Below are 26,211 nucleotides of genomic sequence, written 5' to 3'. Positions count from 1 at the left end.
CGTTGCGCCACGGACACCGACGAGGCGCGCGATGGCGCGCCGTCGCAGACGTGACGGTGTCGGTCTCGTCGACGGCGGAGGGGTCCCCGACCGCGTGCTACTCGGCGGTCTCACGCCCGGCGTACCGTTCTCCTCGTGGTAACGACCGGCAGTCGATCGCGTCGGGGGTGAGCGTCCGTTCGGCGACCGCCCGGGGAACGTCGGCCGCGCCACACTGAAGGGTCGCGCGGCCGCACGTCGAGTATGGAGATCGGCGTCATCTCCGACGTCCACGCGAACGCGGTCGCCCTGGAGGCGGTCCTCGCTGCCATGCCGCCGGTCGACGCGGTGGTCTGCGTCGGCGACGTCGTCGGCTACGGTCCCCACCCCGTCGAGTGCGTAGAGCGCGTCCGGGACGCCGCGGCGCACGTCGTGCAGGGTAACCACGACCGCGCGGTGGCGACGCCGGAGGCGTACCGACACAACGAGATGGCCTACGAGGGGCTCCGCCACGCCCGAGAGCGCCTCGACGACGAGCAGCGCGCGTGGCTCGCGGGGCTCCCCGAGGAGACCACCTGCTGCGACGGGCGCGTGCGCCTGGTCCACAGCCACCCGGCGGAGCGCGATCGGTACGTCTACCCCCGGGAGTTCGAGGCGCTCGCCCCCCTCCTCGGCGACGAGCGCGCCCTGGTGCTCGGTCACACGCACGTCCAGCACGACGAGCGCGTCGAGGGTACGCTCGTCGTCAACCCGGGGAGCGTCGGCCAGCCGCGCGACGGCGACCCCCGGGCCGCCTACGCCGTCCTCGACCCCAACACGCCGTCGGTCGAACAGCGCCGCGTGGCCTACGACGTGGAGCGCGTGCGGGCCGACGTCGCGGCCGCAGGCTTACCCCAGCGGACCGCGGCGCGGCTGGCTCGGGGGGAGTGATCGAGAATCGGGCGGATGGAGGACGAAGCGACGCGGCGACGCCGCGCGTGACGACGCCGCTATCGCCGCCGCTCGGCCCCTAGCGCCCGATAAAAAAAACCGTGGTACGTCGATCGACCGAACCTAGAACTCGGAGTCGTTCTCCGAAGTGTTGTTCTCGCCGAACGTGTCGTTCTCGGTCATGTTCGTGTCGTTCTCGGTCATGTTCGTGTCGTTCTCGGTCATGTTCGTGTCATTCCCGAGCGTCTCGTTGTCCTCGCCGAACGTGTCGTTCTCAGACTCGTTCATGCCCGTCTCGTTGTCGTCGCCGATCGTGGCGTTGTCGGTCTCGTTCTCGGTCGTGTTGTTACCACCGCCCGGGCCCGCGCAGCCGGCGATGACGAGCAGACCGGCCACGAGCAGCGCGGCCAGGACCTTCCGTGTGTTCGACTTCATGTGCACTTCCTCCTGAAGCCGCCAGGGGGAATAAAGCGGTGGAGTCGTCCCACCGTTTCGAGGGTGAGACAGACATTGTTGCAGACTGTTTCACGGCGACGACCGGTGGTTAGGCGACTTGTACGTAACCGGCACACCATCTCACATTCACATAAAGAAACGAAAAAAGGCTATGTTGTGCGGCGATAAGGGGTACATTACGGCGCACACAATGTCAAGTCCCCGGACCACTATATTAAACCGCGTCGCGGTTGTACTCGCCGTTCTACTCGTCTGCGCGGTCGGCGCGGTGCCGATCGCGGCGCAGTCCGCGAGTATCGGGAACGTCAGCTACGCGGGTGAAGGGCTCGTCACCACCAACGACGGCGTGACGTACCTGACCCAGTGGCAATCACACAGCCTCGACGCGGAGGTTTCGACCGGGTCCGGCGACTACCAGGTGTGCGTGGAGGCGGGCAGCGGCGACGACTTCCGCGAGCTGTCCTGCCAGCCGGTGGACGGGAGCGGCAACCAGACCAAGTCGTTCACCTTCGAGCAGTGGCCATCCGACCTCGGCGGCGAGCAGACCGTCCGCGTCGTCCTCACCGACGGCGACGGGGATCGAATCGACCGCGTCAGTGCGGACGTGCACGTGCTCACCCCCAACGGCGACTTCGACGGCGACGGGCTGAGCAACCGTAACGAGGTCGAGATCGGAACCGATCCCCTCGCGAAGGACACCGACGGCGACGGCCTCACCGACGGCCAGGAGGTGAACGTTCACGGGACCGACCCGACCAACCCCGACACCGACGGCGACGACCTCTCGGACGGGGCTGAGGTGAACGACCACGGGACGAACCCGACGAAGAAGGACACCGACGGCGACGGACTGTCCGACGGCGTCGAGGTCACGAAGCACGGAACCGACCCCACCGAACCGGACACGGACGACGACAGCCTCGGGGACGGGGCCGAGGTCCGGAAGCACGACACCGACCCGACCAACCCCGACTCGGACGGCGACGGCCTCACCGACGGTCAGGAGGTCAAGGTCCACGGGACCGATCCGACCAACCCCGACACCGACGGCGACGGCCTCACCGACGGCCAGGAGGTGAACGAATACGAGACGAGTCCGACCAAGGCCGACACCGACGGCGACGGCCTCTCGGACGGGGCCGAGGTGAAGAAACACGGGACCGACCCGACCAACCCCGACACCGACGGCGACGGGGTGAGCGACGGGGACGAGATCAAGGCGGGGACCGACCCCAACCCCCCGAGCGGCCTGAAGAGTTTCCTCCAGCCGACCGGCGAGCAGGTACCGCTGTACGCGGGGGTGGCCGGTGCGTACCTGATACTCGTCGCGGTCGCCGCGCTGTGGGCCTCCCGCCGGAGCGGCCCTGCCGGCGGGGCCGCGACCGCCGAGGCGGCCGACGGTGCCGGCGAAGCCGAGGCGGTGCCGGAGCCGCTGACCAACGAGGATCGGATCATGCGACTACTCGACGAGAACGGCGGGCGACTCCGCCAGGCGGACATCGTCGACAACACCGACTGGTCGAAGTCGAAGGTCAGCCGCCTGCTCTCCCGGATGGAGGAGAACGGGGAGGTCCGCAAGATAAGCATCGGACGCGAGAACCTCATCGCGCGCCCGGGGGACGAACCCGAGAGCGCCCGCTCGCCGTTCGACGAGACGGACTGATCCGCCCCGCCCCCTCTCACTCGGCTCTTCCACGAAGTCGCTGGTGAACGTCAAGTACAGCCGCCCTCCGACCCGTCCGAGGCCGAGCGGGGCGACGATACCGAGGAGGCCGAGGATCGAGAGGAGCGGCGCGACCGTGACGGTCTCGATGGCGACCGCGTAGATCGAACGTTCCTCGCCGGCGTAGACGAGTCCGGCGACCGCTGCGTTGAACGCGACCGTGCCGACGGCCGTGTAGAGCGCAAAGCGCGTCGAGTCCATCCCGGCGACGCTCGCGGGGATCGAGACGACCGAGCGGAGCACGGGGAGGAGTCGACCTCAGCAGACCGCGCCGGAGCCGTAACGGCGGAACCAGCGCCGTCCGCGGTCGGGATCCCGCGCCGAGATGCGCAGATAGCGGCCGTAACGGTCGAGCGCCTCCTCGCCCGCACGCCCCGCGCCGTAGGCGACGAGGCTGCCGCAGACCGTCCCGATCGTCGCCGCCGCGACGAACAGCGCGAGGCTCGTCCGATCCGTCACTCCGACTGACCGTTCACGTCCGTGGCGTCCGTCTCGGACGTGAACGGCGTGCCGAGACGGCGCTGAACGCGTCCACCGCCGCGCCGTACCGATCGAGCGAGCAAACGAAGGCCGTAGGCCATCAGTTCACCGAACTCCTGGACGGGATCCTCACGCGCGGCCGCGGACACCGTCCTCGTCCTCTCTGACGCTGGACGATCGGGGTCGGCTTCGCGGGGTCGTCGCTCCCCCGTGCGTAGCTGACCGACCCCGTCCTCCCGTTCCTCGATGCGTCCGTCCTTCGCCGCGGGCGCGTCCTCCGTGGCGACCGTTCGCTCGCTATCGTTCCGCTCGCCGGCGGTCTCGAACCGGTCCAGCAACGCCGACTCGATCGACTTCAGGTCCGGACGCTCGTACCCCTCCAGCCCCGGCGTCGCCCCGGCGTCGAACGTCTGCTTCCGTTGGAACTGGACCCGCCGAACCCGTTCGTCCCAGTCCGTCATCAGGATCGCTTCCCCGTCGGCGAGTTCCTCGACCGACTCGGCCGACTCGGCGTCCACGATCCGTGCGACGACGCGGGTGTCGTTCTCCCACGTCAACCGGTGCCAGACCAGCCAGTCACACTGCGTGATGTAGTCCTTGTCGACCGCCGCGGGTCGCTGCGACATGCCGCAGATCCCGAGTCCGCGTTTCCGACCGCGTTTCGCGACCTGAATGAGGACCTCCCCGAGATCGTCGAGACTGCCGGACTCGGGGAGATACTCGTGCATCTCCTCGACCAGGAGGAGGAACGGCTTCTTGCGCGTCTTCTCCATGAGGAACAGCGTCCGGACGACGCCCTCGACGAGCGAGCGTGCCTCGTCGCGATCGAGGTACCCGGAGACGTCGAGGATCACCGGCACGTTCTCGGTGAGCGCCAGGTCCGCGAGCGCCTCCGCGTGCTCGGGTCCCACCCGGACGTCACACTCCCCGTCACCGCCGACGTGCAGCAACTCGAACTGCTCCTTGAGTCCGTAGTACTCGCCGTCGGTATCGACGACGAGGAGCGGAACGTTGTACTCGAGCAGTCTCTCGGCGATGACGCTGGCCGTGTTCGACTTGCCACTCCCCGACTTTCCGGTGATGAACCCGCGACCGGTGAGCAGCTCGGCTACCGGGAGCTCCAACCCGTCCGTCGTCACGGAGATCGTTTCGGGAACGTCGGCCATCGCTTCTCGACACATTCGCGGGAGCGACCATAAGTTCTCTGCCAGAGGACACTCATCGATATATTGTAAATCTCGCTGTGATGTCCCTGACGAACTCGGATACGCCCCTCGATCCGCTCTTCCGACGCCTGTGAGGGCATCGTACGTTCTTTCGAACCGACCAGTAGCTATTTCGTCACGTGTGACCAGACGGTATACATGCTACTGCTCGCGCGGTACCCCTCGCACCTCGGTCGCGCGATACTGCTCGTGGCCCTCTCGACGCTGGTGCTCACCGCCAGTTTCGTGGGGTTGCTATCGCTGGTGTCGGGCCAGACGACGGGGTTGAGCGGACGGTTCCCGCTCTACGTCCTCGCGATGGCGATCGGCTTCGTGGGGGCGGTCTTCGCGTTAGACGGCGGCGAGACCGACGGGAAGACGGTCCTCCTCGGATCGGTCGGCACCGGGCTACTCAGCTTCCTGGTCACGACGCTGAGTGGGGAGGGTCTCGTCCACGCCGCCACCCGGCCGGACCGCGTGTTCGGGTCACAACTCCTGCTCTACTTCGTCGCCGCCGGCCTGGTCACCACCGGACTGTCGTTCTGGATACTCAGCTACTGGCGCGAGTTCGCCGCGACGGAACCGATCGAGTGAACCGGCGGTCCGTGGCTCGATCGGTGACCTTCGTTTCTCACGTCGTTCGGGGCCGCGCGTCCCCAGTCGTCGACCGTGCCGTCTCGCGAGAGACGCGGCCGGGCGAGCGGGACGGACGGCGTCGAGGAGAGGGGGGTAAAGGACGGACGGCGGAGGCGGCCCGAAACGGGCCGTCTGCGGAGGTGCGCGGGCCACTGACGAGCCCGGCGCGCTACCGCAGGCGGTGAGACGTCCCCCACCGTATTATATTTTACCCATTTATGTATTCTTAAATTTTATATTTCCAGAGATCGTCCCACCGCGGTCGATGAGCGCATCGACGGTTCCGAACTGGTCGCCGTCCCTGCGCCCACGAATCCTTTACCATCCTGGAAACGTAGCGCCGCCCGAGATGGATCACGACGTGAACGGGCGGCTCCTCGATCGTCCCGCGATCGAGCCCCCCGAGTCGTTCGTCGCGCAGGCGAACGTGTCCGACCCCGACGTCCGGGCGGCGTTCGAACGGGAGTGGCCGGACTGCTGGGCGCAGGCGGGGAGGCTACTCGACTGGGAGCGACCGTACGACGAGACCCTCGCGGGCGGGGCCGCGGAGCCGCCGTTCGAGTGGTTCGCCGGCGGGCGACTGAACGCCTCGCACAACTGCGTCGACCGGCACGTGGACGAGCGGAAGAACCAGGTCGCCGTCCAGTGGGAGGGTCGGCTCGGCGAGACGCGTACGTACACGTATCTCGACCTCTACCGGGAGGTCAACGAGTTCGCGGCCGCCCTGCGGTCGCTCGGCGTCGCGGCGGGCGACGTCGTCACGCTGTACATGCCGATGATCCCGGAGCTCCCCGTCGCCATGCTGGCCTGCGCGAGGCTCGGCGCGGTTCACAACGTCGTGTTCGCGGGGTTCTCGGCGGAGGCGCTGGCCAACCGGATGGGGCGCGCCGAGTCGCGATTTCTCGTCACCTGCGACGGCTACTACCGACGCGGGGCCGCGACCAACCAGAAGAACAAGGCCGACAACGCCCGCATCGGCCTGGATCACGAGGTCGAGGCGACGGTCGTCGTCTCCCGCCTGGGCGACGAGACGCACCTGGGCGACCGTCAGTACGGCTACGTCGACCTGCTCGCGGCCCACGAGGGCGACCGGGTCGACCCGGTCGCCCGCCGCGCGGCCGATCCGCTCTTTCTCATCTACACCTCGGGCACGACCGGCGCGCCGAAGGCCGTGACGCACACCACCGGGGGTTACCTCGCACACGTGGCCTGGACCGCCCGCGCCGTCCTCGACATCAAGCCCGAGGACACCTACTGGTGTTCGGCCGACATCGGCTGGATCACCGGCCACAGCTACGTCGTCTACGGGCCGCTCGCGCTCGGCACGACGACGGTCCTCTACGAGGGGACGGCCGACCACCCGGAGAGGGACCGCGTCTGGCAGATCATCGAGCGCAACGCCGTCGACGTGTTCTACACCGCGCCCACCGCGATCCGCGCGTTCATGAAGTGGGGGAGCGAGTACCCCGCCCGCAACGACCTCTCCTCGCTGCGCCTGCTGGGGACGGTCGGCGAGCCGATCAACCCCCGCGTCTGGGAGTGGTACTACACGCACATCGGCGGCGAGCGGTGCCCGGTCGTCGACACGTGGTGGCAGACCGAGACGGGGGCGATCATGGTCTCGACGCTGCCCGGCGCGGACGCGATGAAACCGGGCAGCGCGGGCATGGCGCTGCCCGGGATCGGAGCCCGCGTCGTCGACGGCGACGGCCGGCCGACGCCGCCGGGGGAGCCAGGCTACCTCGTGCTCGACCGGCCGTGGCCCGGCATGCCGACGGCGCTCGCGACCGGCGAGGGCTGGGCCGACTCGCACCCCTGGCGCTCGGCCGACGGCTGGCAGTACGTCGCCGGCGACGAGGCGACCGTCGACGAGGACGGGTACGTCACGGTCCTCGGCCGGGTCGACGACGTGATCAACGTCGCCGGACGGCGGTTCAGCACGATGGAACTGGAGAGCAGCATCGTCGAGGTCGCGGGCGTCGCGGAGGCCGCCGTCATCGGCGGCGACGACCGGAGCACCGGCCGGGCCGTCTACGCCTACGTCAGTCCCGAGCGCGACTGCCCGGGCGACGACGACCTCCGCGCCCGTATCGAGGCCCGCGTCCGCGAGGCCATCGGCCCCATGGCGACGCCGGAGGCGGTCGTCTTTACGCCCGAACTCCCCAAGACGCGCTCGGGGAAGATCATGCGTCGCCTGCTCGAGGACATCGCCAACGACGAACCGCTCGGCGACACGAGCGCGCTACGTAACCCCGAGATCCTCGGTGAGATCGAGTCCGTCGTCCGCGAGGAGCCGACGGACGAGGAGTGACGCCCCGTGGGGGTATTTCGCAAAATTCAGAATTGTCGAAACAGATTCCGCGTCGCACGGGCCGACGTCGGCGCCGTAGGGTCCGAACGTGACGGAGAGCGATCCGCGCGCCGCACATCTCGCCGAACACCGTCGGCTCCGTCCCGAAGCTTGATTTCGCAGCAGTACGATACAGCGAAACATGCTCGCAGGCGAGCGGGACGCCGAGGGGGACGACGTACTCGACGCGGCTAGCTACGAGCAGTTGCGTCGAGCGGCCGAGACGCACCGGGAGGACGTCGTCGTCCGGTTGGGCGGCGAGGTCGGGCTGCACCCGGAGGAGATGACGCGCGTCCGCCTCGTCGACGTACTCCCCCACGGGGAGCACTTCTTCCTGCGCGTCCCCGGCGGGGAATCCGACGCCCGCGAGGCGTACCTCCCGTCCGACGTCGAACACGACCTCCGCAAGTACGCCGACGGGGCCGGGATCGCGCCCGACGAACCGCTGGTGGGAGTGTCGCCGAGGCGCGTGCAGATGCTCGTCGCCGAGGTGGCCGCCCGCGCGGCCGAGACGACCGGCGAGGCGGTCTTCGACGGGCTCTCGACCCGCGACCTTCGGCGCTACTTCGCCCGGCGGCTGCTGGTCGAGCGCGGCCTCGACCCGCGCGTCGTGCTCGCCGTCGGAGCGTACGACCGTCCGGAACGGCTCGCGCCGTACCTCGAACCGGCCGGCCGAGAGGCGGTCGTCGCGGCGTTCGAACGACGGGGCGCGGGCGACGTCGGGCGACCCAACCGGGAGGGGACGGAGCGCCTCCGAACCGTCGCGACGTTGCTCCGGGACGCGAGCGCGGCGCTGACGGACGTGACGACGGAGGACGCCGTCGAGACGGTCGCCTGCGAGCGACTGATGGGGACGACCGCCTACCGGACGGCGACCGTGTTCGACCCGGCGGCCGGGACGGAGCCGCCGGAGGACGGCCCGGCGGCGCAGGACGCGCTCGCGGACGCGCTCGCGGACGACGAGTCCACCCGGACGGCCGTCCGGGCGGCCGTCGATGAGGAGAGGGTTAGCGCGACGACCGTCGAGGTGTCGACGGGGCGGGCGACGGTGATCGTCGTCCCGCTGGTGCACGGTCGGCAGACCTACGGTGCGCTGTGCGCCGTCCCGACCGCGCCGGTCGCCGACGCCGAGCGCGACCTGCTCGCGATCTACGGGGCGCACGTCGCGGCGGCGCTCGCGGGCGTCGAACACAAGCGACTGCTGCTCGCGGACACCGCGACGGAGCTCACCCTCCAGTCGACCGCCTGCTCCTTCCTCGCGACCGCCTCGAGCGAGCTCGACTGCACGTTCCGGCTGGAGGGACTCGCCCCGGCCGAGGCGGGATCGTTCCTGTGTTACGTCACCGTAGACGGGGCCTCGCCGGACGCGGCGCTCGAACGGGCGGCGGACGCCCGTGCGATCGAGGACGCGCGGCTAGTCAGCGGCAGACCGGAGGGCGCGCTGCTCGAACTCGTCGTCACCGACTCGCCGGTGAGGGCGCTCGTCGAGTGCGGCGGGACCGTTCGAGATCTCGTCGTCGAGCGCGGAACGGCCACGCTCGTCGGCGAGGTCGCGAGCGACGTCGACGTCCGCGAGGTGGTCGAGGCCGTCCGATCGGCGTACCCCCGGACGCGACTGATCGCGAAGCGGGAGGTCGAACGACCCGTCCGATCCGACGGCTCGTTCCCCGAGCGGCTCGACGACATCCTCACCGACAGGCAGCTGTCGGTCCTCCGGGCGGCGTACTACGCCGGCTACTTCGAGTGGCCCCGCGAATCGACGGCGGAGGAGCTCGCCGACTCCGTCGGGATCTCCTCGCCGACGCTGCACAATCACCTCCGGCGGGCGCAGCAGAAACTCCTGACCACCGTCCTCGATCAGGACCGACGCTAGCTGTCTAGGGGGCTCGAGTCGACTGCGCGACGACGGTCTGCCGCGAGTCACGACACGGACCGATCGGACAGCGGTCGACGGCATCTAAATCCGGTGATTCGCCGCGGAGGAAACGGTCTACGTGCATTTTTTATGCAATTAGGCACGTCGCTTATCTAATTGGTGGTACACCGCCTCAATCGTCATGCTATTACAGGGCTCGGGACAGGGAGTACGATCGGCGACCCGGTCGGCGCGCGCGTGGCGAGTGCGCGCGCGATCGCCGGCCGCGCCGCACGAACCGTCCGCGACGGGACGGGGGGAACGATGACCGACCGGGATACGGAGGTAGCGGACGATACGGGTCGGACGGTCGCGGGCGACGATTCGGCGACCGTGGCGGACGGCGGGCACGCGGCCGGGAGGAGTCCGGCCGCGGGCACGGCGGGGGCGACCGACTACCTCGACGCCGAGGTGAACCTGCTGTCGCCGAGCACGCCGTACATGCGCGATCACCTGCGGATCATCTGGACCGGGTTCGCTATCTGGTTCGTCGCCGTCTTCGGCCCGGTGACGCTGACGGCCATCGCGCCGGACGTCATGACGACGCAGATGCCCGTCATCGGGTTCCCGCTGCACTACTTCCTGATGGCCATCGGCGCTCCGACCACCGGACTGATCCTCTCGTACTGGTACGTCCGCAAGCGCGACCAGCTCGACGATAAGTACGGCATCGAACACGGTACCGGGGGTGAGGCGTAGATGAGCGCGAGCCTCCTGCTCCAGACCGGTGAGCTGCTGCCCGAGGGGCTGAACGTCTCGTTCAAGCTCATACCGGCCGTCCTCGTCCTGTCGATGCTGGGGCTGTTCCTCGCGATCGGGTTCGTCTTCCGCGTGGCCGACGCCGAGGACATGTGGGTCGCCGGCCGCTCCATCGGCAACCTCGAGAACGGCGCCGCGATCGGCGCAAACTGGATGTCTGCGGCCTCCTACCTCGGCATGGCGGCGCTGATCGCGCTGTCCGGGATCTACGGGCTGGCGTTCGTCGTCGGCTGGACGACGGCGTTCTTCATCGTGCTGATCTTCATGGCCGCCCAGATGCGCCGGTTCGGGAAGTACACGGCGCCGGACTTCGTCGGCGACCGTTTCAACTCCGACGCCGCCCGCGCCATCGCGGCCGTCACGACGTTCCTGATCGGGTTCGTCTACGCCATCGGGCAGGCCCGCGGCATGGCGCTGGTCGGCCTGTACGTGTTCGGCGACATCGGCCTGCTCGGCCTGAGCGGCTACCAGTCGATGGTCATCTTCATGATGGCCATCACGGTCGGCTACCTGACGCTGTCCGGGATGTTGGGCGCGACGAAGAACCAGGCCGTCCAGTACACCATCCTCATCGCCGCGTTCCTCGCCGGCCTGTACGCCGTCGGCTTCACGCAGGGGTACTCGACGGTCATCCCCCAGCTCCAGTACGGGCAGCTCATCGGCGAACTCGGCCGCGAGTTCTCCGAGCCGTTCGTGACCGGGAGCTACTACCTCTGGATCGCCACGTGCTTCTCGCTGATCGTCGGGACCGCGGGACTGCCCCACGTCCTCGTGCGGTTCTACACGGTCGAGAACGAGCGAACCGCCCGCTGGTCGACCGTGTGGGGGCTGTTCTTCATCTGCCTGCTGTACTGGAGCGCCCCCGCGTTCGCCGCGTTCGGGACCAAACTCTACGCGGCGAACATCGGTCCGGTGTACGGCGCCGACGGCATGGACAGCGCGGCCGCCGACGTCATCGTCGTACTGGCGACCCAGCTGGCCGGCCTGCCCGACTGGTTCGTCGGCTTCGTCGCGGCGGGCGGCATCGCCGCCGCCATCGCGACGGTCGCCGGCCTGTTCATCGCCGGCTCGTCGGCCATCTCCCACGACATCTACACCAACATCATCAACCCCGATGCGACCCAGCGCCAGCAGGTGCTGGTAGGCCGCCTCAGCATCATCCTGCTGGGCGTCATCACGACGCTGGCCGCGCTGGACCCGGCCGCGCCCATCGCGGCGCTGGTCGCGTACGCGTTCTCGCTGGCCGGATCGGTGCTGTTCCCGATGTTCTTCCTCGGGCTCTGGTGGGAGAACACGAACCGCGAGGGCGCGCTCAGCGGCATGATCACCGGGCTCGTCCTCTGGTCGATCCCGATGATCAACGAGGTCGTCCCGAACTACCTGAGCGGCCTCGAAGCCCCGCTCGCCCCGGCGCTGGCCCAGTGGATGCCCGCGATCGGGTCGGCGCTGATCGCCACGCCCGTCGTGTTCGCGGTCACCATCGGCGTCTCGCTCGTCACCGAGGAGCCGGACCTGCAGACCAAGCAGCTCGTCCGGCAGTGTCACAGCCCCGAGCCGATGCACGACACGACGGCCGCCGAGGCCGTCGCCGCGAAGAGCGGCGGTGAAACCCCCGCGGACGACTGACCATGTACGACACCATACTCGTCCCGACCGACGGAAGCGACGTCGCCGAGACCGCAGTCGATCACGCGCTGGACCTCGCCGAACGGTACGGCGCGACTGTCGACGCGCTGTACGTCGTCGACATCGACGCGATGGAGGTGAGCCTCGGCACCGAGCAGATCGACCGGCTCCGCGCGGGCAGGTTCCACGAGATGGACGAAGTCCGAGAGCGCGCGGAGGCCGCGACCGGCTACGTCGCCGCGGCGGGCGCAGAGCGCGGCGTCGAGGTCGTCGAGCACGTCAGGGCGGGCGTCCCACACCGTGTCATCGCGGACTACGTCGAGGATCACGACGTCGACCTCGTCGTGATGGGCAGCCACGGACGCTCGGGCGTCAGGCGGGCGCTCCTCGGGAGCGTGACCGAGCGCGTCCTCCGGTCGACCAAGCGCCCCGTCCTGGTCGTCGACGCGCGCGCGGACGACGAGTGACCGCGATGGTGGACGTGGACGTGACCGCCGTGGCAGACCGCCCCGGCCCCCGTAGCCGCGGCGCGGCCGCGACCTCACGTCGGGCCGGAGGTTCGACCGCGAGCGAGGACGGGTTCCGACTCGCGCCGGACGCCGGCGCTCGGGGGGGTCGCCCGCGTCCGTGAGCCTCGCAGACCGACTCCGCGAGCACGTCGCCGAACACCGGTCGGGGATGGTCGCCGACCTGGCGTTCGCCGTCGTCTGGGTGACGGTCGTCAGCCTGCTGTTCGAGGTCGTCGACGGCCCGCAGTGGGCGTACTACCTGTTCATGCTCGCCGGCGTGGGCGCGTACTTCGCCTTCTTCTGGTCGCTACGGGTGGCGCGCGAGCAACAGTAGGGGCCGGGGCGGTCGTCCCCGCTTGGCCGTCGGCGGACGACGCCGTACTCGTTCCGACGGCCAGCACCGACACCTCGGACAACGCCGTCGAACACTCAGCCCGGGCGTCCTCCATCGCTCGTCGCGGACTATCGCGGTCCGATCGGATCGCGGTCGGAATCACACCCCGAGGATCTCGGCGAGGTCGTCGAACGAGTCGATGGTGAGGTCGGGGGAGACGTCGGCGAACGACTCCCACGGACCCTTATCGCGGTTGATCCACGATCCCTGCATGCCGGCGTGCATTGCCCCGAGGACGTCGAAGGCCGGGCCGGCGACGTGGACGATCTCGTCGATCGGCGTCCCGGTCCGGGCAGCGCCGTGACGGTAGATGTCGGGGTGCGGTTTGAACGTCCGGATCTCGTCGGCGCTTATCGTGTCGGCGACGACGTCGGCGATCCCGGCGTGTCGGACCATCGACCGAAGCATCTCGGGGTTCCCGTTCGAGAGGACGTACACCGGATAGCCACCGGCGCGAAGTCGCTCGATACCGTCGCGCACGTCCGGGAAGACGTCCAGTTCGTGGTAGGCGCCGAGGATCTCGTCGCGTTCGGCTGACGAGAGGTCCACGTCGTGGGCGTCGAGCGCGTATTCGAGGGCGTTGCGGTTCATCTCGTAGAACGGCTGGTAGTAGCCGATGAAGTTACCGACCATCGTATACATCAGCGAGCGCGAACGCCACAGCTTCGAGACGGGTTCGGGGTCTGGCACACGCTCCGCGAGGCGTGCCTCGACGGCGTCGGTGTCTACGAGCGTGCCGTAGGAGTCGACGGTGATGGTCGTGACGCGATCCGGATCGAACGTCGTTGTCGTGTTCATAGTCGATGTGTCGTGGGTTGATCTGTCGTCGATGCGCTGTCGAGTACCGCTACGGCCAGGGGAGCAATCCCCACCAGAGGACGGGAACGGCGATACACACGAGTGCGACCAGCGGCCACACGCTAGAGAACCGCTCGACGTCGTCGTCCGGGTAGCCGTGCATCTCGTTTACGAGACGCTGGTTGGCGTCGCGCCCCACGTCGAGTCCGCCGACGCGTTCCGCCGCCAGCGAGACGCCGATCAGGAGGATGAGCGAGACGGGCACGGCGACGAACGCCGCGTCGAGCCCGATCGCCGAGGTGATCCCCCCGGGACCGATGGTGATCCCGGGGAGGACGTGTGGAGAGAGACCGATAACGAGGCCGGCGGAGACGAGACTCGCGGTCAGGGCACCGTACTCGTTGACGCGGCTGGACCAGACGCCGAGCACGAGCACGGGGGTGATGGCGGCCGCCGTGACCGAGAACGCCCACAGGATACTCACGACGAGAAACGCCGGCGGATTCAACGCGATGAGCGCGACGAGAACGCCCGCGCCGGCGATAGCGGCGTAGCCCAGCCGCGTCTTCCGGTCCTCGGGTAGATCGGGCTTGAAGACCTCGACGAGGTCACTCGCGACCGCCGCGCTGATCGCCATCATGTGGCCGCTGACGGTCGACAGCGCGCCGGCAATGGCGCCAGCGACGACGTATCCCGTGATGGCGCTTCCGTTGAACGCGAAGTTCAGGAAGAAGATCACCTTGTCGAGGTCGGCGTCCGGGATCTGGATCCCCTGCTGCTGCGCCCAGATGACGCCCGCGAACCCGACGGCGTAGACGGTCGTGAACAGGAGTCCGGTGACGAGGACGAACCAGAACACGGAAACGCGTCCCTCGCGCACGCTGTTGCTCGTGAACACTCGCTGGGCGAGGTGTGGAAGGCCGATCGGTCCCAGCGCCATCCCGATGAACAGCGCAACGTACCACTTCAGACCGAATTTGAGGTCGAAGAAGCCGGGGTAGGCCTGTTGCATCTGACCCGTGAGGTTCGTGTATCCAAGCGGTGGGAACCACCATCCGCTCGCTCCGAGATCCCTGAGGATGAACACCAGTGGGACGAACGCGGCGGTGAACATGATCCAGAACTGGAGCGCCGAATTGTACGAGACACCGTACATTCCGCCGATAATGACGTAACCGATGACGACGACGGCGATGACGAACAGCGACAGCTCGAACGGCCAACCGAACAGTACGTTGCCGATCTTGGCCAGGCCGATGAACTGCCCGAGTGCGTACATGACCATGACGAGGACGATGAGGAGCGCCATCAACACGGCCATACGGTCGCCGTAGCGCTCCTTGCAGAACGTCGCCGGCGTGTACGACCCGAGCCGTCGAAGCGTCTGGCCGTAGAGCAACACGATGAGCGGGATCGAGAGCAGGAAGTTCGTCCACATCGCGATGAACGGGAGTTGGAGGCTCACGATCAGCGCGATAACGCCGAGGAAGGTGGCGAGGCTCTCCCAGGTGGCCGCCATCGCACAGCCGTTCACGAACGACCCGATCGACTGATCCGCGAGATAGAGGTCGCCCGTGTCCTGAATCCGGTTCTTGAAGTAGTAGCTGACCCCGTAGTAGACGACGAACAGCGCGAGAATGATCGCCACCGGAACGGCGACCTGATCGAACGTCTGCTGGTACCCTTGCTGAAACCCGTGGACGGTTTCGAACACGGGTTACCCCCTCTCAGTTCTCGACTGCTCACCGACGACCGCGGGGGGACGATCCTCGACCCGCGCATGGTCGTCGCCGAGTCGACGCTTCTCCTCCTCGATCCCGTCGACGACGCGGTGATATCCCCAGTAGATCGCGAAGATCGAGGCCCAGGCACCGACGACGAACCAGAAGTAGTGAAACGGCCAGTTCAACACGGTCACCTCCGGAACACCGAATAGACTGAACCAGATTCCCGCGTGGACGGTACCCACGAGGGCGAGAAACGTCACCAGGGTCGTCGTCGCTTCCTTGACATGTGTTTTCATATCTCACGTCGGCAGAGCGAGAGCAACAACATAAATTATTTTTCATCTCAAATGATAGAATTGGGCCGCTCCGCTCCGTGAATACCGGCGTCAGTGAGACGTTCCCCCGCTCTACGATCCGTTCGTACCGAAGGCCAAGGTTTAAATCAAAACGAGTTTCGAATCATGACTATGTCTAAACCTGAAATTACGTCCGTCCCTCCGCCGCCGCCGCCGGACGCGCCCGACGCGTGGTACGCGCCGGACGTGTTGCGACAGGAGGAGGTCCACCCCGGCGTCGTCGTGACCGTCCGTCGCACCGGGGACGGGTTTCGCTACTCGGCCCGGGAGCCGTCGCTGTCGGCTCCCGGCGAGCGGGCACTCGAGCGCGTCCGGGCGTACTTCTCGAGGGCGAGCGCGACGCCCCCGCTGACGCGGGAAGGCGCGGTCGAGCGGATGGCCGCGGGGTTCGGCCCGAAGTACGAGCGCGCGGTCGACCGGTTGACGGACCTCTCGACCGCGATGGAGCGGCGGATGACCTACCACGCCCTCGCCGAGGCGCGGTGTCTCGGGCCGCTGACGCCGCACGCGCTCGACGACGCGATCGAGGTCGCGGACGAGCGCGACGGGGAGGTGATCGTCCACACGGCCGACTACGCGCCGGCGCTGACGGGGATCGCCGGGACGGCTCACCTCGAACGCTTCGCCAGCGAGCGCCTCTCGCGCTACTCGGTGTCGTTCCTCGACTTCGACGTCCCCGTCGTGCTCTACCGCGAGAACGTTCTCGGCAACGACCCCTTCGCGACGAAGTACGCCATCCGGGAGCCGGACCTCCTCCCGGGCGACCGCGAGCTGATCGACGAGTGCAAGGAGCGCATCTGGGAGGCCCCCGTCGAAGGGGGGCTCCTGGACGAGGGGGGCGCGGCGGGCGAGGACGCCACCGCGTTCGTCCGCGAGCGCGCCGAGGCCGTCCTCTCCCGCCGACTCACGGCGGAGGACGCCCGGACGTGGCTCGACGCGCTGCGCTACCGCGCGCGGGCAGCGCTCGCGGCGTACGACCTCGCGGTGCCGCCGGTCGACGGACGCTTCGCCCCCGACCGGCTCTCGGACCTCGTCTACTACGTCCTGCGCGACTACGTCGGCTACGGGCACCTCACCGTCCCGATCCGCGACGGTCGGCTGGAGGACATCGAGGCGAACCGCGTCGGCGAGCGCGTGAAGGTCGTCCCCCGGGGGTTCGACGAGCGCGTCCCGACGAACCTGGCCTTCGAGCGCGAGACGGAGTTCGTCAACGTCGTCACGCAACTCGCCGCGAGCGACGGCGTCGAGGTGAACGCGAGCACGCCCAGCGCGAAGGTGAACCTGCGCCCCCCGGGGTCGGAGGAGACGATCCGGTGTGCCGTCGCGCTCCCGACCATCAGCGAGGGCGGCCCCCACATCTCGATCCGCAAGCAGTCGCCCGACCCGCTCACCCCCGTGGACCTGGTCGAGGCGGGGAGCCTCCCGACCGAGCTGGTCGCCCTGCTCTGGCTGCTCTACGAGCACCACGGCGTCGTCCTGTTCGCGGGGCCGACGGGCGTCGGGAAGACGACCCTCATGAACGCCCACGTCCCGTTCATTCCCTTCGACGACCGTCCCGTGAGCATCGACGAGGGGTCGCGGGAGGTGTGGCTCCCCCACGAGACGGGCGTCTCGCTCACCACCCGCGACCACGAGCGCGAGTACAAGCGCGTGACGATGGCCGACCTGATGACCGAGACGAACTACCTCAACCCGGACGTGGAGATCATCGCCGAGATCAACACGCCCGAGAGCTTCGCCTCCTTCGCGCAGATCGTCTCGACCGGCCACGGCGTCCTCGGCACGACCCACGCCGAGGACGTCGAGAAGCTGATCAACCGCGCCGTCGAGCAGGGGCTCCCGGCCTACCTGCTCGCGGAACTCGACCTCGTCGTCTTCCCGAAGCGGGCCGGCGGCGAACGCTACGTCGGCGAGGTCGTCGAGTTCACGGACGGCCCGACGACCGGCTCCGGCGGCGGCGTCATCGAACGCGACGGGACGACGATCCACTACGACACGGTCTGCGAGCGCACCGTCGACGGCGACTTCGCGTTCGCGTACGACCATCCCGCGCTCGGCGACGAGGCGCGCGACCGCCGGACGGCGGTGTTCGACCGCGTCGCGGACCGGACCGATCGGCCCGTCGAGGCCGTAGAGCGCGAGTTCCTCCGCAAGCACCGGTACGTCGAGTACCTCGTGAGCGAGGGCGTCCGCGACGCCGACGAGTTGTTCGGCTTCCTCGCCGACCTCCGGACGAACGAGGCGGCGACGGTCGAGCGCGTCGCGCACGCGCGCCGGAGCGAACGAGGAGCGGGCGGCGGAGAGGACGCCCGCGAGGGGGAGACCGACGGCGACGGGGTGGGCGCGCGGACCGACGGTGGTGGCGATGGCGACGCGTAGGGCCGCAGGGGCGCTGGAGCGCGGCCTCCACGCGCTGTTCTCGCGCCACGCCGACCGGCGACGCCACGAGCGCGACCGACGGCGCTACCGCGGGGCGGCCGTCGGGGCGAGCTTCGATCGGTACATCGCGCGGGTGTACGGCCTCTCGTGGGCGGCGTTCGCGCTCGTCGCGGCGGGGACGACCGCCCTCGCGCTGGCGGTACCGCCGGGGGTCGTCGACGGTCTCTCGGCGTTCCTCCACGCGGGGCTCCCGATCCTGAACCGGGGAGACGCGCCGGACCTCCCGCGGGGGCCGGTCGCCGTCGCGGCGGGCCTCGCGGTCGGACTGCTCTGCAAGCGGACGGTCGTCTGGGGCGGCGGACAGTACCTCCGCTGGGTCGCGTCGGCGCGCCGGGCGAACATCGAGCGGACGCTCCCCGGCGCGGTGCGCTACCTGCGGACGCTCGCCGTCGGGGCGGACGACCACCGGACGATGCTGCGCAAGGTGGCCGAACAGGAGGCCTACGGCGAGACGGCCGCCTCCGCTCGGGCCGTCCTCAACCGGGCCGCGCTGACGGGAAGCCTCGACGCCGGGCTCAGGATGGTCGCGCGCGACACCCCCTCGCGGGACCTGCTCTCGCCGTTCCTGCTCAAGTTCCGCGAACACGCGGCCCAGGGGGAGGACGCGCTCGCGGGCTACCTCCGCCTGGAGTCGCGCATGCTCTCGCACCGCCAGGCCCGCTCGCGACAGCAGGCGACGGACTTCCTCGAACTGCTCGCGGAGCTGTTCATCGTCCTGCTCGTCCTCCCCGCGCTGCTCGTCATCATCGTCACGGTGATGGCGGTGCTCGCGCCCGGCCTCTCCGCGTCGGTCGCGACCCCCCTCGGAACGACGACGGTCAAGACGCTCGTCGTCGCCGGGAGCGTCGCCTTCGTCCTGGCGGTGGGCGCGGCGACGGCGTGGCTCATCGCCGCGCTCCGCCCGCCCGACCAGGCACCGCCGACGTACGCGTCGGCCCCGACGCTTCGGGGCGTGCTCGCCGGCGCACGGGGGAACCCCTCCGACGCGGCGCTCGTCTGCGCTCCCCTCGCGCTCGCCGCGGTCGCCTACTGCCTGCCGCTCGGCTATCACCCCGTCAACGCCGGGCTGTTCGGCTACGTCGCCTTCGGCCTCCCGGTCGGCGCGGTCGCGGTTCGGCGGGCGCGCCTGGACGACGCCAAGGACCGCGAGATCAAGGACTTCGTCCACGCCGTCGCGGGGCACGTCAGCCTCGGGCGGCCGTTCGGCGAGGCCGTCGCGCGGGTCGCCCGGGACGTCGACCTCGGCGCGCTGCAGTCGGACGTCGACGCGCTCGCGTTCAACCTCTCGCTGATGACCGGTACGGGCGACGACGTCCGCGCCGCGGCGCTCGACCGCTTCGTGGAGCGCGTGGGGACCCCCCTCGCCGCGCAGACGATCGGGCTCGTGACGGGCGCACTCGACGTGGGCAGCGACGCGGAGGAGGTGTTCGAGACGCTCCAGACGGAGGTCGGGCGGCTCTACCACGAGCGGAAGGCGCTCCGGTCGTCGATGCTCGTCTACGTCGCCGTCGGCTGGACCACCGCCCTGCTCGTCGTCGGCATCACGGTCGCCGTCAACGGCTACGTCCTCGACGGGTTCGCCCAGCTGTCGAGCGTCTCCGGGACGACGGCGGGCGTCGCGCTCGATCCCGACGCCGTCGACCCGGAGCGGGACCGCTTCCTGTTCTACGTCGTCACGCAGGCGACGATGCTCGCCTGCGGCTGGTTCGCCGGGATGGCGAGCCGGGGACGGTACGAGGCGCTGCTCCACTCGGGGGCGCTCGTCGCCGTCGCGTACGTCGTCTTCGCGGGGGCGGGGATGCTGTGACCGGGATCGTGAACTCCCCTGATCGAGGGCAGTCGCACGTCGTCGGCGTCGTCCTCCTGCTCGGCGTCGCCGTGATCTCGATGGGCGCGCTGACGGCCAGCATCGGAGCCATCGTGGAGGAGAACGCCGCCGAGGCCGACGCCGCGCGGGTCGCCGCTGACGTGGACCGCGCGCTCCGACCCGTCGAGGTCACGGGTGCACACCGCGGACGGGTCTCGTTCGCCCGGGGGGAGTTGCGGACGGTCGAGCGCGACCTCAGGCTGCTCGACGGGAACGGCGGGGTCGTCGAGACGGTCGCGGTCGACGGCCTCGTCTTCGAGTCGGGCGAGCGCCGCGTCGCGTTCGTCGCCGGGGCGATCGTCCGCGGACGGTCAGAACGCGCCCGCCTCCGACGACCGCCCCCGATCACCGCGTCCCCGGGATCGGGCGGCGTTCTCGTGATCGGCGCGCCGCGGCTGAACGCGAGCGAGACGGTCGCCGTCTCGGGCCGCGGCGGCGTGTCGGTCGCGCTCGCGACGGACGTGACCCACCGCCGAACGCGGGTCGGAAACGGGACGTACGGGCTCGCGATCGAGACGCGCACGCACGAACCGTTCGAGCGGTACCTGCGCGAACGCGGGGCGACCGTCGAGCGCCGCGACGTCGACGGCGACGGGGTCGAGAGCGTCGTCGCCTCGTTCGAGGGCGAGCGGACGACGTACCTCGTCGTCCACGACCTCGCGCTGGAGGTGCGCGATGGATAACCGCGGCGCGACGCCCGTCGTCGGGAAGGCGCTCGAAGCGGGCATCGTCGTCCTCTACATCGGCCTGCTGACGACGACCCTGTACGGCGGGGTCGTCCCGGGGTATCGGACGGCCGCGGGCGACGCGGTCGGCGACCGGACGCTCGCGGCGGCGGCCGAGCGGGTCCAGCAGTCGGTGCCGCCCGAGGCGGCGGCGGTGGACGTGCGGGTGCGGGTCGACCTGCCGCGGACGATCCGCGGGGAGCGGTACCGGATCCGCACCGACGGGAGCGCGCTCGTGCTCGATCACCCGCATCCGGAGGTCGGCGGGCGCGCCCGCCTCGCCCTCCCGCCGCAGGTCGTGCGCGTCGAGGGGTCGTGGGCGAGCGACGAGCGCGCGCTGGTGCGCGTCCGCGGGACGGACGAGGGCGTCGTCGTCCGCCTGGACGAGCGGAAGGGGGACGGATGACGAACCCCCAGCCCTCTCGACTCGCCCGACCCGCGCGCGGACAGGCCAACCTCCCGGCGCTCGCCGTCGCGCTGCTGGTGCTCACGACGACGACGAGCCTCGGCCTGCTCGTGGCCGACGGCGCGTTCGCGGGCGCGGGGCGCGACCCGGCGGAGCGGCGCGCGGCGGTCGCGCTCGGGGAGCGTCTCGTCTCGGCCGAGTCGCCGCTGACGGCGCGGCCGAACGTCCTACGGTCGAGGAACCTGAGCGCGCTCGACGCCGCGCGACTCGACGAGGCCTTTCCCGTCGCGAAGGGACGGGACGTTCGACTCCGCGTCGGGGGGGAGACGGTCGTCCAGCGCGGCGATCCCACCGGCGGGACGACGGTGCGTCGGATCGTGCTCGTCCAGCGTCGCCAATCGGTGACGCTCCCGGCGACGGCGGGCGACGCGGTGACGCTCCCGCGTCGGAGTCCGCGCGCGACGCTCCTGCTGCGGCCGCCGGAGGGGACGACGGTGCGGACGGTGCGCGCGAACGGCCGCGTCGTCCTCCACGACCCGTCGGGCCTGGAGGGACGGTTCGACATCGCGCTCTCGCGCTTCGAGACGACCCGCCTCCGGTTCGAGCACGACGGTCCGCTCCCCCGAGGGAGCGCGCGCGTCGCCTACTATCCCGCCCGGACCACGAAGGCGGAGCTGGTGGTGACCGTCGATGGCTAGGGGACAGCTGTCGCTGTCCGTGGTCGAGGCGGGCGTCGGGGCGGTGCTCGTCCTCGCGGTGACGACGGGGTTCGTCCTCGGCGTGCCGTCGCCGGACGTGCGCGAGGCGCAACTCGACGCCTACGCGAACGACGCCGCGACGGTGCTCTCGAACGAGCCGCCGCGTCACGGCGGGACGACGCGGTTGGCCGAGGTCGCGCGCTCCCCCGACGCGTTCGACCGGGAGCGCGCGGCCCTGCAGCGGCGCGTCGAGCGCCTCCTCCCGGACAACCTCGCGTACCGCGTCTCGACGCCGCACGGATCGGTCGGGTACCGGAAGCCGGCCGGCGTGGCGGTGGGGCTGGCGAGGGTGACGACCGCGCACGGCGAGGTGACGATACGGGTGTGGTACGCGTGACGCGCGATCGCGCACAGCTCGTGCTGACGGCCGCCGCGGTGATCGCCGTCGCGCTCGCCCCGGCCGTCCTCGCGTACCTGCAACTGGGCTACCACCCCGACGTGCGGGCGAGTGCCGAGTACGACGACCCGCTGGGAAACGCGGATCGGCTGCTCGAGCGGGCCGTCCACGACGCCGGGGCGAACGTGACGGGGAAGTATCGGTGGGGGGAGCGGCGGAAGGCGGCGACGGCGGTGCGCGACCGTCTCCGGCCGCGCGTCGAGACGCTCGAGTCGTCGCGCGTCGCCGCCGGAACCGGCTACGAGGTGCGGTACAACGGGAGCGCGGCGCGGACGTGGGCGACCGAGCGGTGTCCGCGCGGAGCGGGACGCCGCTTCGGGGCGTGCAGAGCGATCGACGGCGTCGTCGTCCAGAACCGCGCCGGCGAGGCGCACGTCCTCGGCGTCGCAGTGGACGTGCGCGCGACGACCGAGCGAGGGCGATACGGGGCGACGTACCGCGTCCCGGTGGTCGAATCGCTCGAGGAAAACCGCTGATGCCGCTGATGGTCGTCCGCGGTCCGTGCGCTCCTCCGGAACGCGTCAGTTCGACCCGGAGGTGTCGCTTACGGAGACGTTCTCCAGCTGGAGTCCGACGTTGTCGACGGTCAGCGAGATGGCCCCGATGCGGTAGGGCGTGTCCTGGTAGACCACGACGAACCCGTCCGTGGAGACGGTCGCGTCATCGACGGTGTACGACGCGTGGTCGACCGAGGACTCGGGAAGTCCCGTTCCCCGGATGTGCGTGTCGGAGACGGTTACCGTGACGTCACGGAGTTCGAGGTTCTGGGGTCCGATCGTGACGGCTTCGTCGCGTGCGTCGCCGGGGTGCCCCAGCGCGCTCGCGGGCATCGCACCCGCGAGCAGGACCAGCGCGAGCAGCACGGGTATAGCGCGTCTCATGGTAGTGCCACGCCGACGACTACGTCACGCTCGGTACATAATCAACGCTGTCGTTGCGTACAGTTTCCGACTGTTTCACCGATCCGAGAGGGAACGTTTCGGACGGGTTCGAACCGGTTCGCGGCGGGAGCGATCCGATCGGCGCGTCCCGGAAACCGGCGGCGCGATCGAGGGACGACGGCCGTTTATGTGCCGACTAGCCGACCGTCGGGTGACGAGCTATCCGCGGACCGACTGGTCGGCGAACGGCGGTCTCGCGGACGCGACGGTCACCTCGGCCCGACCTGCGGACGTTAGACCGGAGACCCGTACCTCTAATTCGTCGGGCGGCCATCCGCGTGACATGCATCGCCAGGCGCGAGCCTACGCCCCGGGGAGCGTGACGACCGTCTTCGCCCCCGGTGACGAACCCGGCGGCGGGTCGCTCGGCGTGAGCGTCGCCGTCGAGGACGGCGTCGTCGCGACGGTCGAACCGGCGGACGAGACCGTGATCCGACTCGACGGCGAGGCGACGTCGTTCGAACCGGTCGAACGCGCGCTCGACCGACTGGGCGTCCGCGCGGTCGTGTCGCTCGACGCGGGCGTCCCGGTCGGATGCGGGTTCGGGGCGAGCGGGGCCGCGACGCTCGCGACCGCCCTCGCGGCGAACGAGGCGTTCGTGCTCGGCGAGCCACGCGGGACGCTCGTCGGCGTCGCCCACCGGGCGGAGGTGGCGGCCGGGACGGGACTCGGCGACGTGTTCGTCCAGTCGCGCGGCGGCCTCGTCTGGAACGTCGGGGGTGGGATCCGTCGCGCTCGGTGCGACGCGCGCGTCGAGTACGCCGCCCTCGGCGGCATCGCGACCGAGGCGGTCCTGGGCGACGAGCGCGCGCTCGCTCGGGTTCGAGAGGCCGGTCGCGCGACGCTCGACCGAATCGACCCGACGGGCGCCTTCGACGCCCTGCTCGATCGATCGTGGGCGTTCGCCCGGCGAACGGGGCTGGCGACCGACCCGGTCGTCGAGGCGGTCGCGCGCGTCCAACGCGCGGGCGGCGTCGGGACGATGGCGATGGTCGGCGAGACGGTGATCGCGACCGGCGTCGAGGGCGTCCTCGACCGCGAGACGCGAGTGACGAACGAGGGCGCGCACGTCCGGTAGCGACGCGCGTACCGGTTCAGGACGGGAGCCTTCAACGCGGCGACCTCCGCTACGACGACGTCGACGTCCGCCTCGTCCACCCCGTTCTCGCGGAGCGCGGCGGCCAGGTGGTCCGCGACGGCCTCGAAGGCGGCCTCGCCGATGTCGGGGTGGGCGTGCGCCTCGCGCGTGTCCCCCCGTCGTACTCCGCGGGACCGCCCGTGACGGCGCTGACGAACTGCACCTGGTGGGCGCGGAGTTCGGTCACGCTCGCGTCAGTGAAATAACCGCGCAGGCGATCGTCGCTCAGGACGCGGTCGTAGAAGTCGTCGACGACAGTTTCGATCGCGTCACGGCCGCCCACCCACTCGTACAGCGACCGCTCTCTCACAGTACCGTCGGCGGATCGATCCGACGGACAGTGAAACCCCGGGCGAACCTGTTCGGGTTCCCCGCGTCGCTCCGAACGCAGTTCGAACCCATCCTTTGCCGACACAGCCCCAGAGACAGCAGATTCCGAGGGAATGAACTATTCGTTAAAGGTGTATTTTTCATCCTACACACGTCAATAACTAATTATCATTCACTGAAACGTGTTTTCGCTGCATTGGGGAAATCAATGAAACGAAGAAACGACGCCGAACGAGAGACTACTGAGCAACTGACGATGACTCGTCGAACGACGCTCGTCGGTCTCGGGGGGCTCGTCGGTGCGAGTGCGCTCGGCACCGCCGGGGCGCAACGCTCCGAACCGGAAGCGACCGACAGCCGGTCGGACAGTTCGTTCGACGACATCGGCGGACAGCCGTTCGAACCGATCGACCGCGACCTGTTCATCGAGGAGATATACTCTAGAACGCCCGAACGGGAACCCGAGGGACGACGATTCTGGCCGGAGTACAGGGTCGAGACGTTCCTCGCCGCGTTGTTCGCGGACCGTTTCGAGAGCCGCGAACGCGTCGAGGAGGCGGTCCAGCAGTTACACGATCCGGCCCTCGTCGAGACCGTTCCGGGGCTCCACTTACGGGCTGCGATCGTCGCGATGCAGGGGACGGCCGCCGAACCCGCGTTGGAGGCCTATCGCGACGGCACGATCTCGCACGTCGACGTCTCGCTCTTACCGACGAGTTCGCCGACGAAACCGGTCGCTCACGTCGGCTTCCCGTCCGGCGCACCGGAAGTGTACGTCAGCGACGCGTACCGGTTCGAGGACATGCGGCTCCTGTTGCCGGTCCTCGCCCTCGCGGCGCTCTACCAGGATCGACCGGTCTCGGACCGCGAGCGGCTTATCGCCCACGCGCTCGTCTCCCTGGTCTACGGGGAACTCCTGGTCGAGTCCCCGCAACTGGCGTGGAGTGGGACCGAACTCGCTCGGCGCTGGAACACGGAGCTACTCGCCCGCCTGAACACGAGGGACGAGCGCGGACGGCTTCGCCTGCTCGAGGCGGGGGAGACCGTCTACCCCCACAGCGAGGTGCCAGTGGACAACTTCGCGGCCCCGTTCGACTGGCGCGACGCCCGGTCGACGGGGGGGAACGACGTCCTTCGGGGAATGCTTCGGGAGGTCGTCGGCTGGTCGTTCCCGGGGCTGGCGTTCGACACGAGGGCCGTCAGGCTGCTCGACTACCGACAGCGGCTCCTCGACTCGTGGGAGGTCCGATTCCTCATGCACGTTCTCGGATTGACGCCCCTGGAGAACCCGATCGACGGGCCCGAGGGAGAGACTCCCGCAGTACCGGCGCTCGGATGGCCGTGGATCACGGTGGGGACGTACTGAT

Annotated in this window: 25 protein-coding genes and 1 pseudogene; 18 read left to right on the top strand and 8 right to left on the bottom strand. The window is 69.7% G+C overall.

The window, feature by feature from the left end:
• Window positions 1–243: 243 nt before the first annotated feature.
• Complete coding sequence (locus P1K31_RS12805; protein WP_276303711.1) at window positions 244–909, top strand: metallophosphoesterase family protein; 666 nt, start codon at window positions 244–246, stop codon at window positions 907–909.
• A 123-nt stretch (window positions 910–1,032) separates the two neighbouring features.
• On the opposite strand, the gene P1K31_RS12800 is transcribed toward P1K31_RS12805, so the two are convergent.
• Window positions 1,033–1,344: a hypothetical protein gene (locus P1K31_RS12800; protein WP_276303710.1), complete on the bottom strand. Its 312-nt coding sequence runs from the start codon at window positions 1,342–1,344 to the stop codon at window positions 1,033–1,035.
• 211 nt (window positions 1,345–1,555) lie between these two features.
• Between P1K31_RS12800 and P1K31_RS12795 the strand changes: the two genes are divergently transcribed.
• Window positions 1,556–3,028, top strand: coding sequence for a helix-turn-helix transcriptional regulator (locus tag P1K31_RS12795; RefSeq protein ID WP_276303709.1), 1,473 nt, complete (start codon window positions 1,556–1,558; stop codon window positions 3,026–3,028).
• A gap of 318 nt (window positions 3,029–3,346) precedes the next feature.
• On the opposite strand, the gene P1K31_RS12790 is transcribed toward P1K31_RS12795, so the two are convergent.
• Together P1K31_RS12790 and P1K31_RS12785 are read right to left on the bottom strand one after the other, a co-directional pair.
• Window positions 3,347–3,547 (bottom strand): DedA family protein, encoded by a 201-nt coding sequence (locus tag P1K31_RS12790; RefSeq protein ID WP_276303708.1) that lies wholly within the window; start codon window positions 3,545–3,547, stop codon window positions 3,347–3,349.
• Window positions 3,544–4,734 carry an ATP-binding protein gene (locus tag P1K31_RS12785; RefSeq protein ID WP_379794160.1) on the bottom strand — a complete coding sequence of 397 codons (1,191 nt, stop codon included), beginning with the start codon at window positions 4,732–4,734 and terminating at the stop codon, window positions 3,544–3,546. The genes P1K31_RS12790 and P1K31_RS12785 overlap by 4 nt, the downstream gene beginning before the upstream one ends.
• A gap of 198 nt (window positions 4,735–4,932) precedes the next feature.
• Between P1K31_RS12785 and P1K31_RS12780 the strand changes: the two genes are divergently transcribed.
• The 7 genes from P1K31_RS12780 to P1K31_RS12750 all read left to right on the top strand — a co-directional run bounded on the left by P1K31_RS12780 (window position 4,933) and on the right by P1K31_RS12750 (window position 12,902).
• Window positions 4,933–5,367 carry a hypothetical protein gene (locus tag P1K31_RS12780; RefSeq protein ID WP_276303707.1) on the top strand — a complete coding sequence of 145 codons (435 nt, stop codon included), beginning with the start codon at window positions 4,933–4,935 and terminating at the stop codon, window positions 5,365–5,367.
• A 391-nt stretch (window positions 5,368–5,758) separates the two neighbouring features.
• On the top strand, window positions 5,759–7,720 hold the full coding sequence (gene acs / locus P1K31_RS12775; RefSeq protein ID WP_276303706.1) for an acetate--CoA ligase: 1,962 nt from the start codon (window positions 5,759–5,761) through the stop codon (window positions 7,718–7,720).
• Window positions 7,721–7,901: 181 nt separating this feature from the next.
• The gene (locus P1K31_RS12770) at window positions 7,902–9,632 is read left to right on the top strand and encodes a bacterio-opsin activator domain-containing protein (RefSeq protein ID WP_276303705.1); all 1,731 of its coding nucleotides are present in this window, start codon (window positions 7,902–7,904) and stop codon (window positions 9,630–9,632) included.
• Window positions 9,633–9,938: 306 nt separating this feature from the next.
• Window positions 9,939–10,373 (top strand): DUF4212 domain-containing protein, encoded by a 435-nt coding sequence (locus P1K31_RS12765; RefSeq protein WP_276303704.1) that lies wholly within the window; start codon window positions 9,939–9,941, stop codon window positions 10,371–10,373.
• A complete protein-coding gene (locus tag P1K31_RS12760) occupies window positions 10,374–12,059 on the top strand; it encodes a sodium:solute symporter family transporter (protein ID WP_276303703.1) in 1,686 nt (561 codons plus the stop codon).
• 2 nt (window positions 12,060–12,061) lie between these two features.
• Window positions 12,062–12,526 (top strand): universal stress protein, encoded by a 465-nt coding sequence (locus tag P1K31_RS12755; RefSeq protein ID WP_276303702.1) that lies wholly within the window; start codon window positions 12,062–12,064, stop codon window positions 12,524–12,526.
• A 160-nt stretch (window positions 12,527–12,686) separates the two neighbouring features.
• On the top strand, window positions 12,687–12,902 hold the full coding sequence (locus tag P1K31_RS12750) for a DUF8119 family protein (protein ID WP_276303701.1): 216 nt from the start codon (window positions 12,687–12,689) through the stop codon (window positions 12,900–12,902).
• A gap of 159 nt (window positions 12,903–13,061) precedes the next feature.
• Here P1K31_RS12750 and P1K31_RS12745 read toward each other — a convergent pair whose 3' ends face one another.
• The 3 genes from P1K31_RS12745 to P1K31_RS12735 are packed head-to-tail and all read right to left on the bottom strand — an operon-like array spanning window position 13,062 to window position 15,783.
• A complete protein-coding gene (locus tag P1K31_RS12745; protein WP_276303700.1) occupies window positions 13,062–13,760 on the bottom strand; it encodes a haloacid dehalogenase type II in 699 nt (232 codons plus the stop codon).
• A 49-nt stretch (window positions 13,761–13,809) separates the two neighbouring features.
• The gene (locus P1K31_RS12740; protein ID WP_276303699.1) at window positions 13,810–15,474 is read right to left on the bottom strand and encodes a solute symporter family protein; all 1,665 of its coding nucleotides are present in this window, start codon (window positions 15,472–15,474) and stop codon (window positions 13,810–13,812) included.
• Between the two features lie 3 nt (window positions 15,475–15,477).
• Entirely contained in the window at window positions 15,478–15,783 is a 306-nt protein-coding gene (locus tag P1K31_RS12735; RefSeq protein ID WP_276303698.1) for a hypothetical protein, read from the bottom strand.
• Window positions 15,784–15,948: 165 nt separating this feature from the next.
• On the opposite strand from P1K31_RS12735, the gene P1K31_RS12730 reads away from it, so the two are divergent.
• Genes P1K31_RS12730 through P1K31_RS12700 form a run of 7 tightly spaced genes read left to right on the top strand, consistent with a single transcriptional unit; the run spans window position 15,949 to window position 22,911 of the window.
• A complete protein-coding gene (locus tag P1K31_RS12730) occupies window positions 15,949–18,222 on the top strand; it encodes a type II/IV secretion system ATPase subunit (RefSeq protein ID WP_379794164.1) in 2,274 nt (757 codons plus the stop codon).
• Window positions 18,209–20,089 carry a type II secretion system F family protein gene (locus tag P1K31_RS12725; protein WP_276303696.1) on the top strand — a complete coding sequence of 627 codons (1,881 nt, stop codon included), beginning with the start codon at window positions 18,209–18,211 and terminating at the stop codon, window positions 20,087–20,089. Before P1K31_RS12730 ends, P1K31_RS12725 begins: the two co-directional genes overlap by 14 nt.
• On the top strand, window positions 20,086–20,832 hold the full coding sequence (locus P1K31_RS12720) for a DUF7289 family protein (protein ID WP_276303695.1): 747 nt from the start codon (window positions 20,086–20,088) through the stop codon (window positions 20,830–20,832). Before P1K31_RS12725 ends, P1K31_RS12720 begins: the two co-directional genes overlap by 4 nt.
• On the top strand, window positions 20,825–21,280 hold the full coding sequence (locus tag P1K31_RS12715; protein ID WP_276303694.1) for a DUF7266 family protein: 456 nt from the start codon (window positions 20,825–20,827) through the stop codon (window positions 21,278–21,280). The genes P1K31_RS12720 and P1K31_RS12715 overlap by 8 nt, the downstream gene beginning before the upstream one ends.
• On the top strand, window positions 21,277–21,978 hold the full coding sequence (locus tag P1K31_RS12710) for a DUF7263 family protein (RefSeq protein WP_276303693.1): 702 nt from the start codon (window positions 21,277–21,279) through the stop codon (window positions 21,976–21,978). The genes P1K31_RS12715 and P1K31_RS12710 overlap by 4 nt, the downstream gene beginning before the upstream one ends.
• Window positions 21,971–22,375 carry a DUF7262 family protein gene (locus P1K31_RS12705; protein WP_276303692.1) on the top strand — a complete coding sequence of 135 codons (405 nt, stop codon included), beginning with the start codon at window positions 21,971–21,973 and terminating at the stop codon, window positions 22,373–22,375. Before P1K31_RS12710 ends, P1K31_RS12705 begins: the two co-directional genes overlap by 8 nt.
• Window positions 22,363–22,911, top strand: a complete 549-nt coding sequence (locus tag P1K31_RS12700) for a DUF7261 family protein (protein ID WP_368410809.1) — start codon at window positions 22,363–22,365, stop codon at window positions 22,909–22,911. The genes P1K31_RS12705 and P1K31_RS12700 overlap by 13 nt, the downstream gene beginning before the upstream one ends.
• 45 nt (window positions 22,912–22,956) lie before the next feature.
• Here P1K31_RS12700 and P1K31_RS12695 read toward each other — a convergent pair whose 3' ends face one another.
• Window positions 22,957–23,316: a hypothetical protein gene (locus P1K31_RS12695; protein WP_276303691.1), complete on the bottom strand. Its 360-nt coding sequence runs from the start codon at window positions 23,314–23,316 to the stop codon at window positions 22,957–22,959.
• Window positions 23,317–23,659: 343 nt separating this feature from the next.
• Here P1K31_RS12695 and P1K31_RS12690 point away from each other — a divergent pair, with 343 nt between their 5' ends.
• On the top strand, window positions 23,660–24,454 hold the full coding sequence (locus tag P1K31_RS12690) for a GHMP family kinase ATP-binding protein (RefSeq protein WP_276303690.1): 795 nt from the start codon (window positions 23,660–23,662) through the stop codon (window positions 24,452–24,454).
• Between the two features lie 11 nt (window positions 24,455–24,465).
• Here P1K31_RS12690 and P1K31_RS12685 read toward each other — a convergent pair.
• Window positions 24,466–24,824, bottom strand: a pseudogene (locus P1K31_RS12685) (group I truncated hemoglobin); the annotation flags it as partial.
• A 276-nt stretch (window positions 24,825–25,100) separates the two neighbouring features.
• On the opposite strand from P1K31_RS12685, the gene P1K31_RS12680 reads away from it, so the two are divergent.
• A complete protein-coding gene (locus P1K31_RS12680; protein WP_276303689.1) occupies window positions 25,101–26,210 on the top strand; it encodes a hypothetical protein in 1,110 nt (369 codons plus the stop codon).
• Window position 26,211 lies beyond the last annotated feature (1 nt).

Source organism: Halomarina halobia (genome assembly GCF_029338575.1).
GTDB classification, from domain to species: domain Archaea; phylum Halobacteriota; class Halobacteria; order Halobacteriales; family Haloarculaceae; genus Halomarina; species Halomarina halobia.
Note: the sequence above shows the minus strand (reverse complement) of the source record. Positions and strands in the feature narration are given on the sequence as shown.

Coding starts and splice junctions, on each gene's coding strand:
- P1K31_RS12765 (WP_276303704.1), top strand. CDS start 9,939: ATGACCGACCGGGATACGGAGGTAGCGGACGATACGGGTCGGACGGTC.
- P1K31_RS12725 (WP_276303696.1), top strand. CDS start 18,209: ATGGCGACGCGTAGGGCCGCAGGGGCGCTGGAGCGCGGCCTCCACGCG.
- P1K31_RS12760 (WP_276303703.1), top strand. CDS start 10,374: ATGAGCGCGAGCCTCCTGCTCCAGACCGGTGAGCTGCTGCCCGAGGGG.
- P1K31_RS12785 (WP_379794160.1), bottom strand. CDS start 4,734: ATGGCCGACGTTCCCGAAACGATCTCCGTGACGACGGACGGGTTGGAG.
- P1K31_RS12680 (WP_276303689.1), top strand. CDS start 25,101: ATGACTCGTCGAACGACGCTCGTCGGTCTCGGGGGGCTCGTCGGTGCG.
- P1K31_RS12770 (WP_276303705.1), top strand. CDS start 7,902: ATGCTCGCAGGCGAGCGGGACGCCGAGGGGGACGACGTACTCGACGCG.
- P1K31_RS12795 (WP_276303709.1), top strand. CDS start 1,556: ATGTCAAGTCCCCGGACCACTATATTAAACCGCGTCGCGGTTGTACTC.
- acs (WP_276303706.1), top strand. CDS start 5,759: ATGGATCACGACGTGAACGGGCGGCTCCTCGATCGTCCCGCGATCGAG.
- P1K31_RS12705 (WP_276303692.1), top strand. CDS start 21,971: ATGGCTAGGGGACAGCTGTCGCTGTCCGTGGTCGAGGCGGGCGTCGGG.
- P1K31_RS12730 (WP_379794164.1), top strand. CDS start 15,949: ATGACTATGTCTAAACCTGAAATTACGTCCGTCCCTCCGCCGCCGCCG.
- P1K31_RS12710 (WP_276303693.1), top strand. CDS start 21,277: ATGACGAACCCCCAGCCCTCTCGACTCGCCCGACCCGCGCGCGGACAG.
- P1K31_RS12805 (WP_276303711.1), top strand. CDS start 244: ATGGAGATCGGCGTCATCTCCGACGTCCACGCGAACGCGGTCGCCCTG.
- P1K31_RS12800 (WP_276303710.1), bottom strand. CDS start 1,344: ATGAAGTCGAACACACGGAAGGTCCTGGCCGCGCTGCTCGTGGCCGGT.
- P1K31_RS12755 (WP_276303702.1), top strand. CDS start 12,062: ATGTACGACACCATACTCGTCCCGACCGACGGAAGCGACGTCGCCGAG.
- P1K31_RS12780 (WP_276303707.1), top strand. CDS start 4,933: ATGCTACTGCTCGCGCGGTACCCCTCGCACCTCGGTCGCGCGATACTG.
- P1K31_RS12745 (WP_276303700.1), bottom strand. CDS start 13,760: ATGAACACGACAACGACGTTCGATCCGGATCGCGTCACGACCATCACC.
- P1K31_RS12715 (WP_276303694.1), top strand. CDS start 20,825: ATGGATAACCGCGGCGCGACGCCCGTCGTCGGGAAGGCGCTCGAAGCG.
- P1K31_RS12695 (WP_276303691.1), bottom strand. CDS start 23,316: ATGAGACGCGCTATACCCGTGCTGCTCGCGCTGGTCCTGCTCGCGGGT.
- P1K31_RS12735 (WP_276303698.1), bottom strand. CDS start 15,783: ATGAAAACACATGTCAAGGAAGCGACGACGACCCTGGTGACGTTTCTC.
- P1K31_RS12690 (WP_276303690.1), top strand. CDS start 23,660: ATGCATCGCCAGGCGCGAGCCTACGCCCCGGGGAGCGTGACGACCGTC.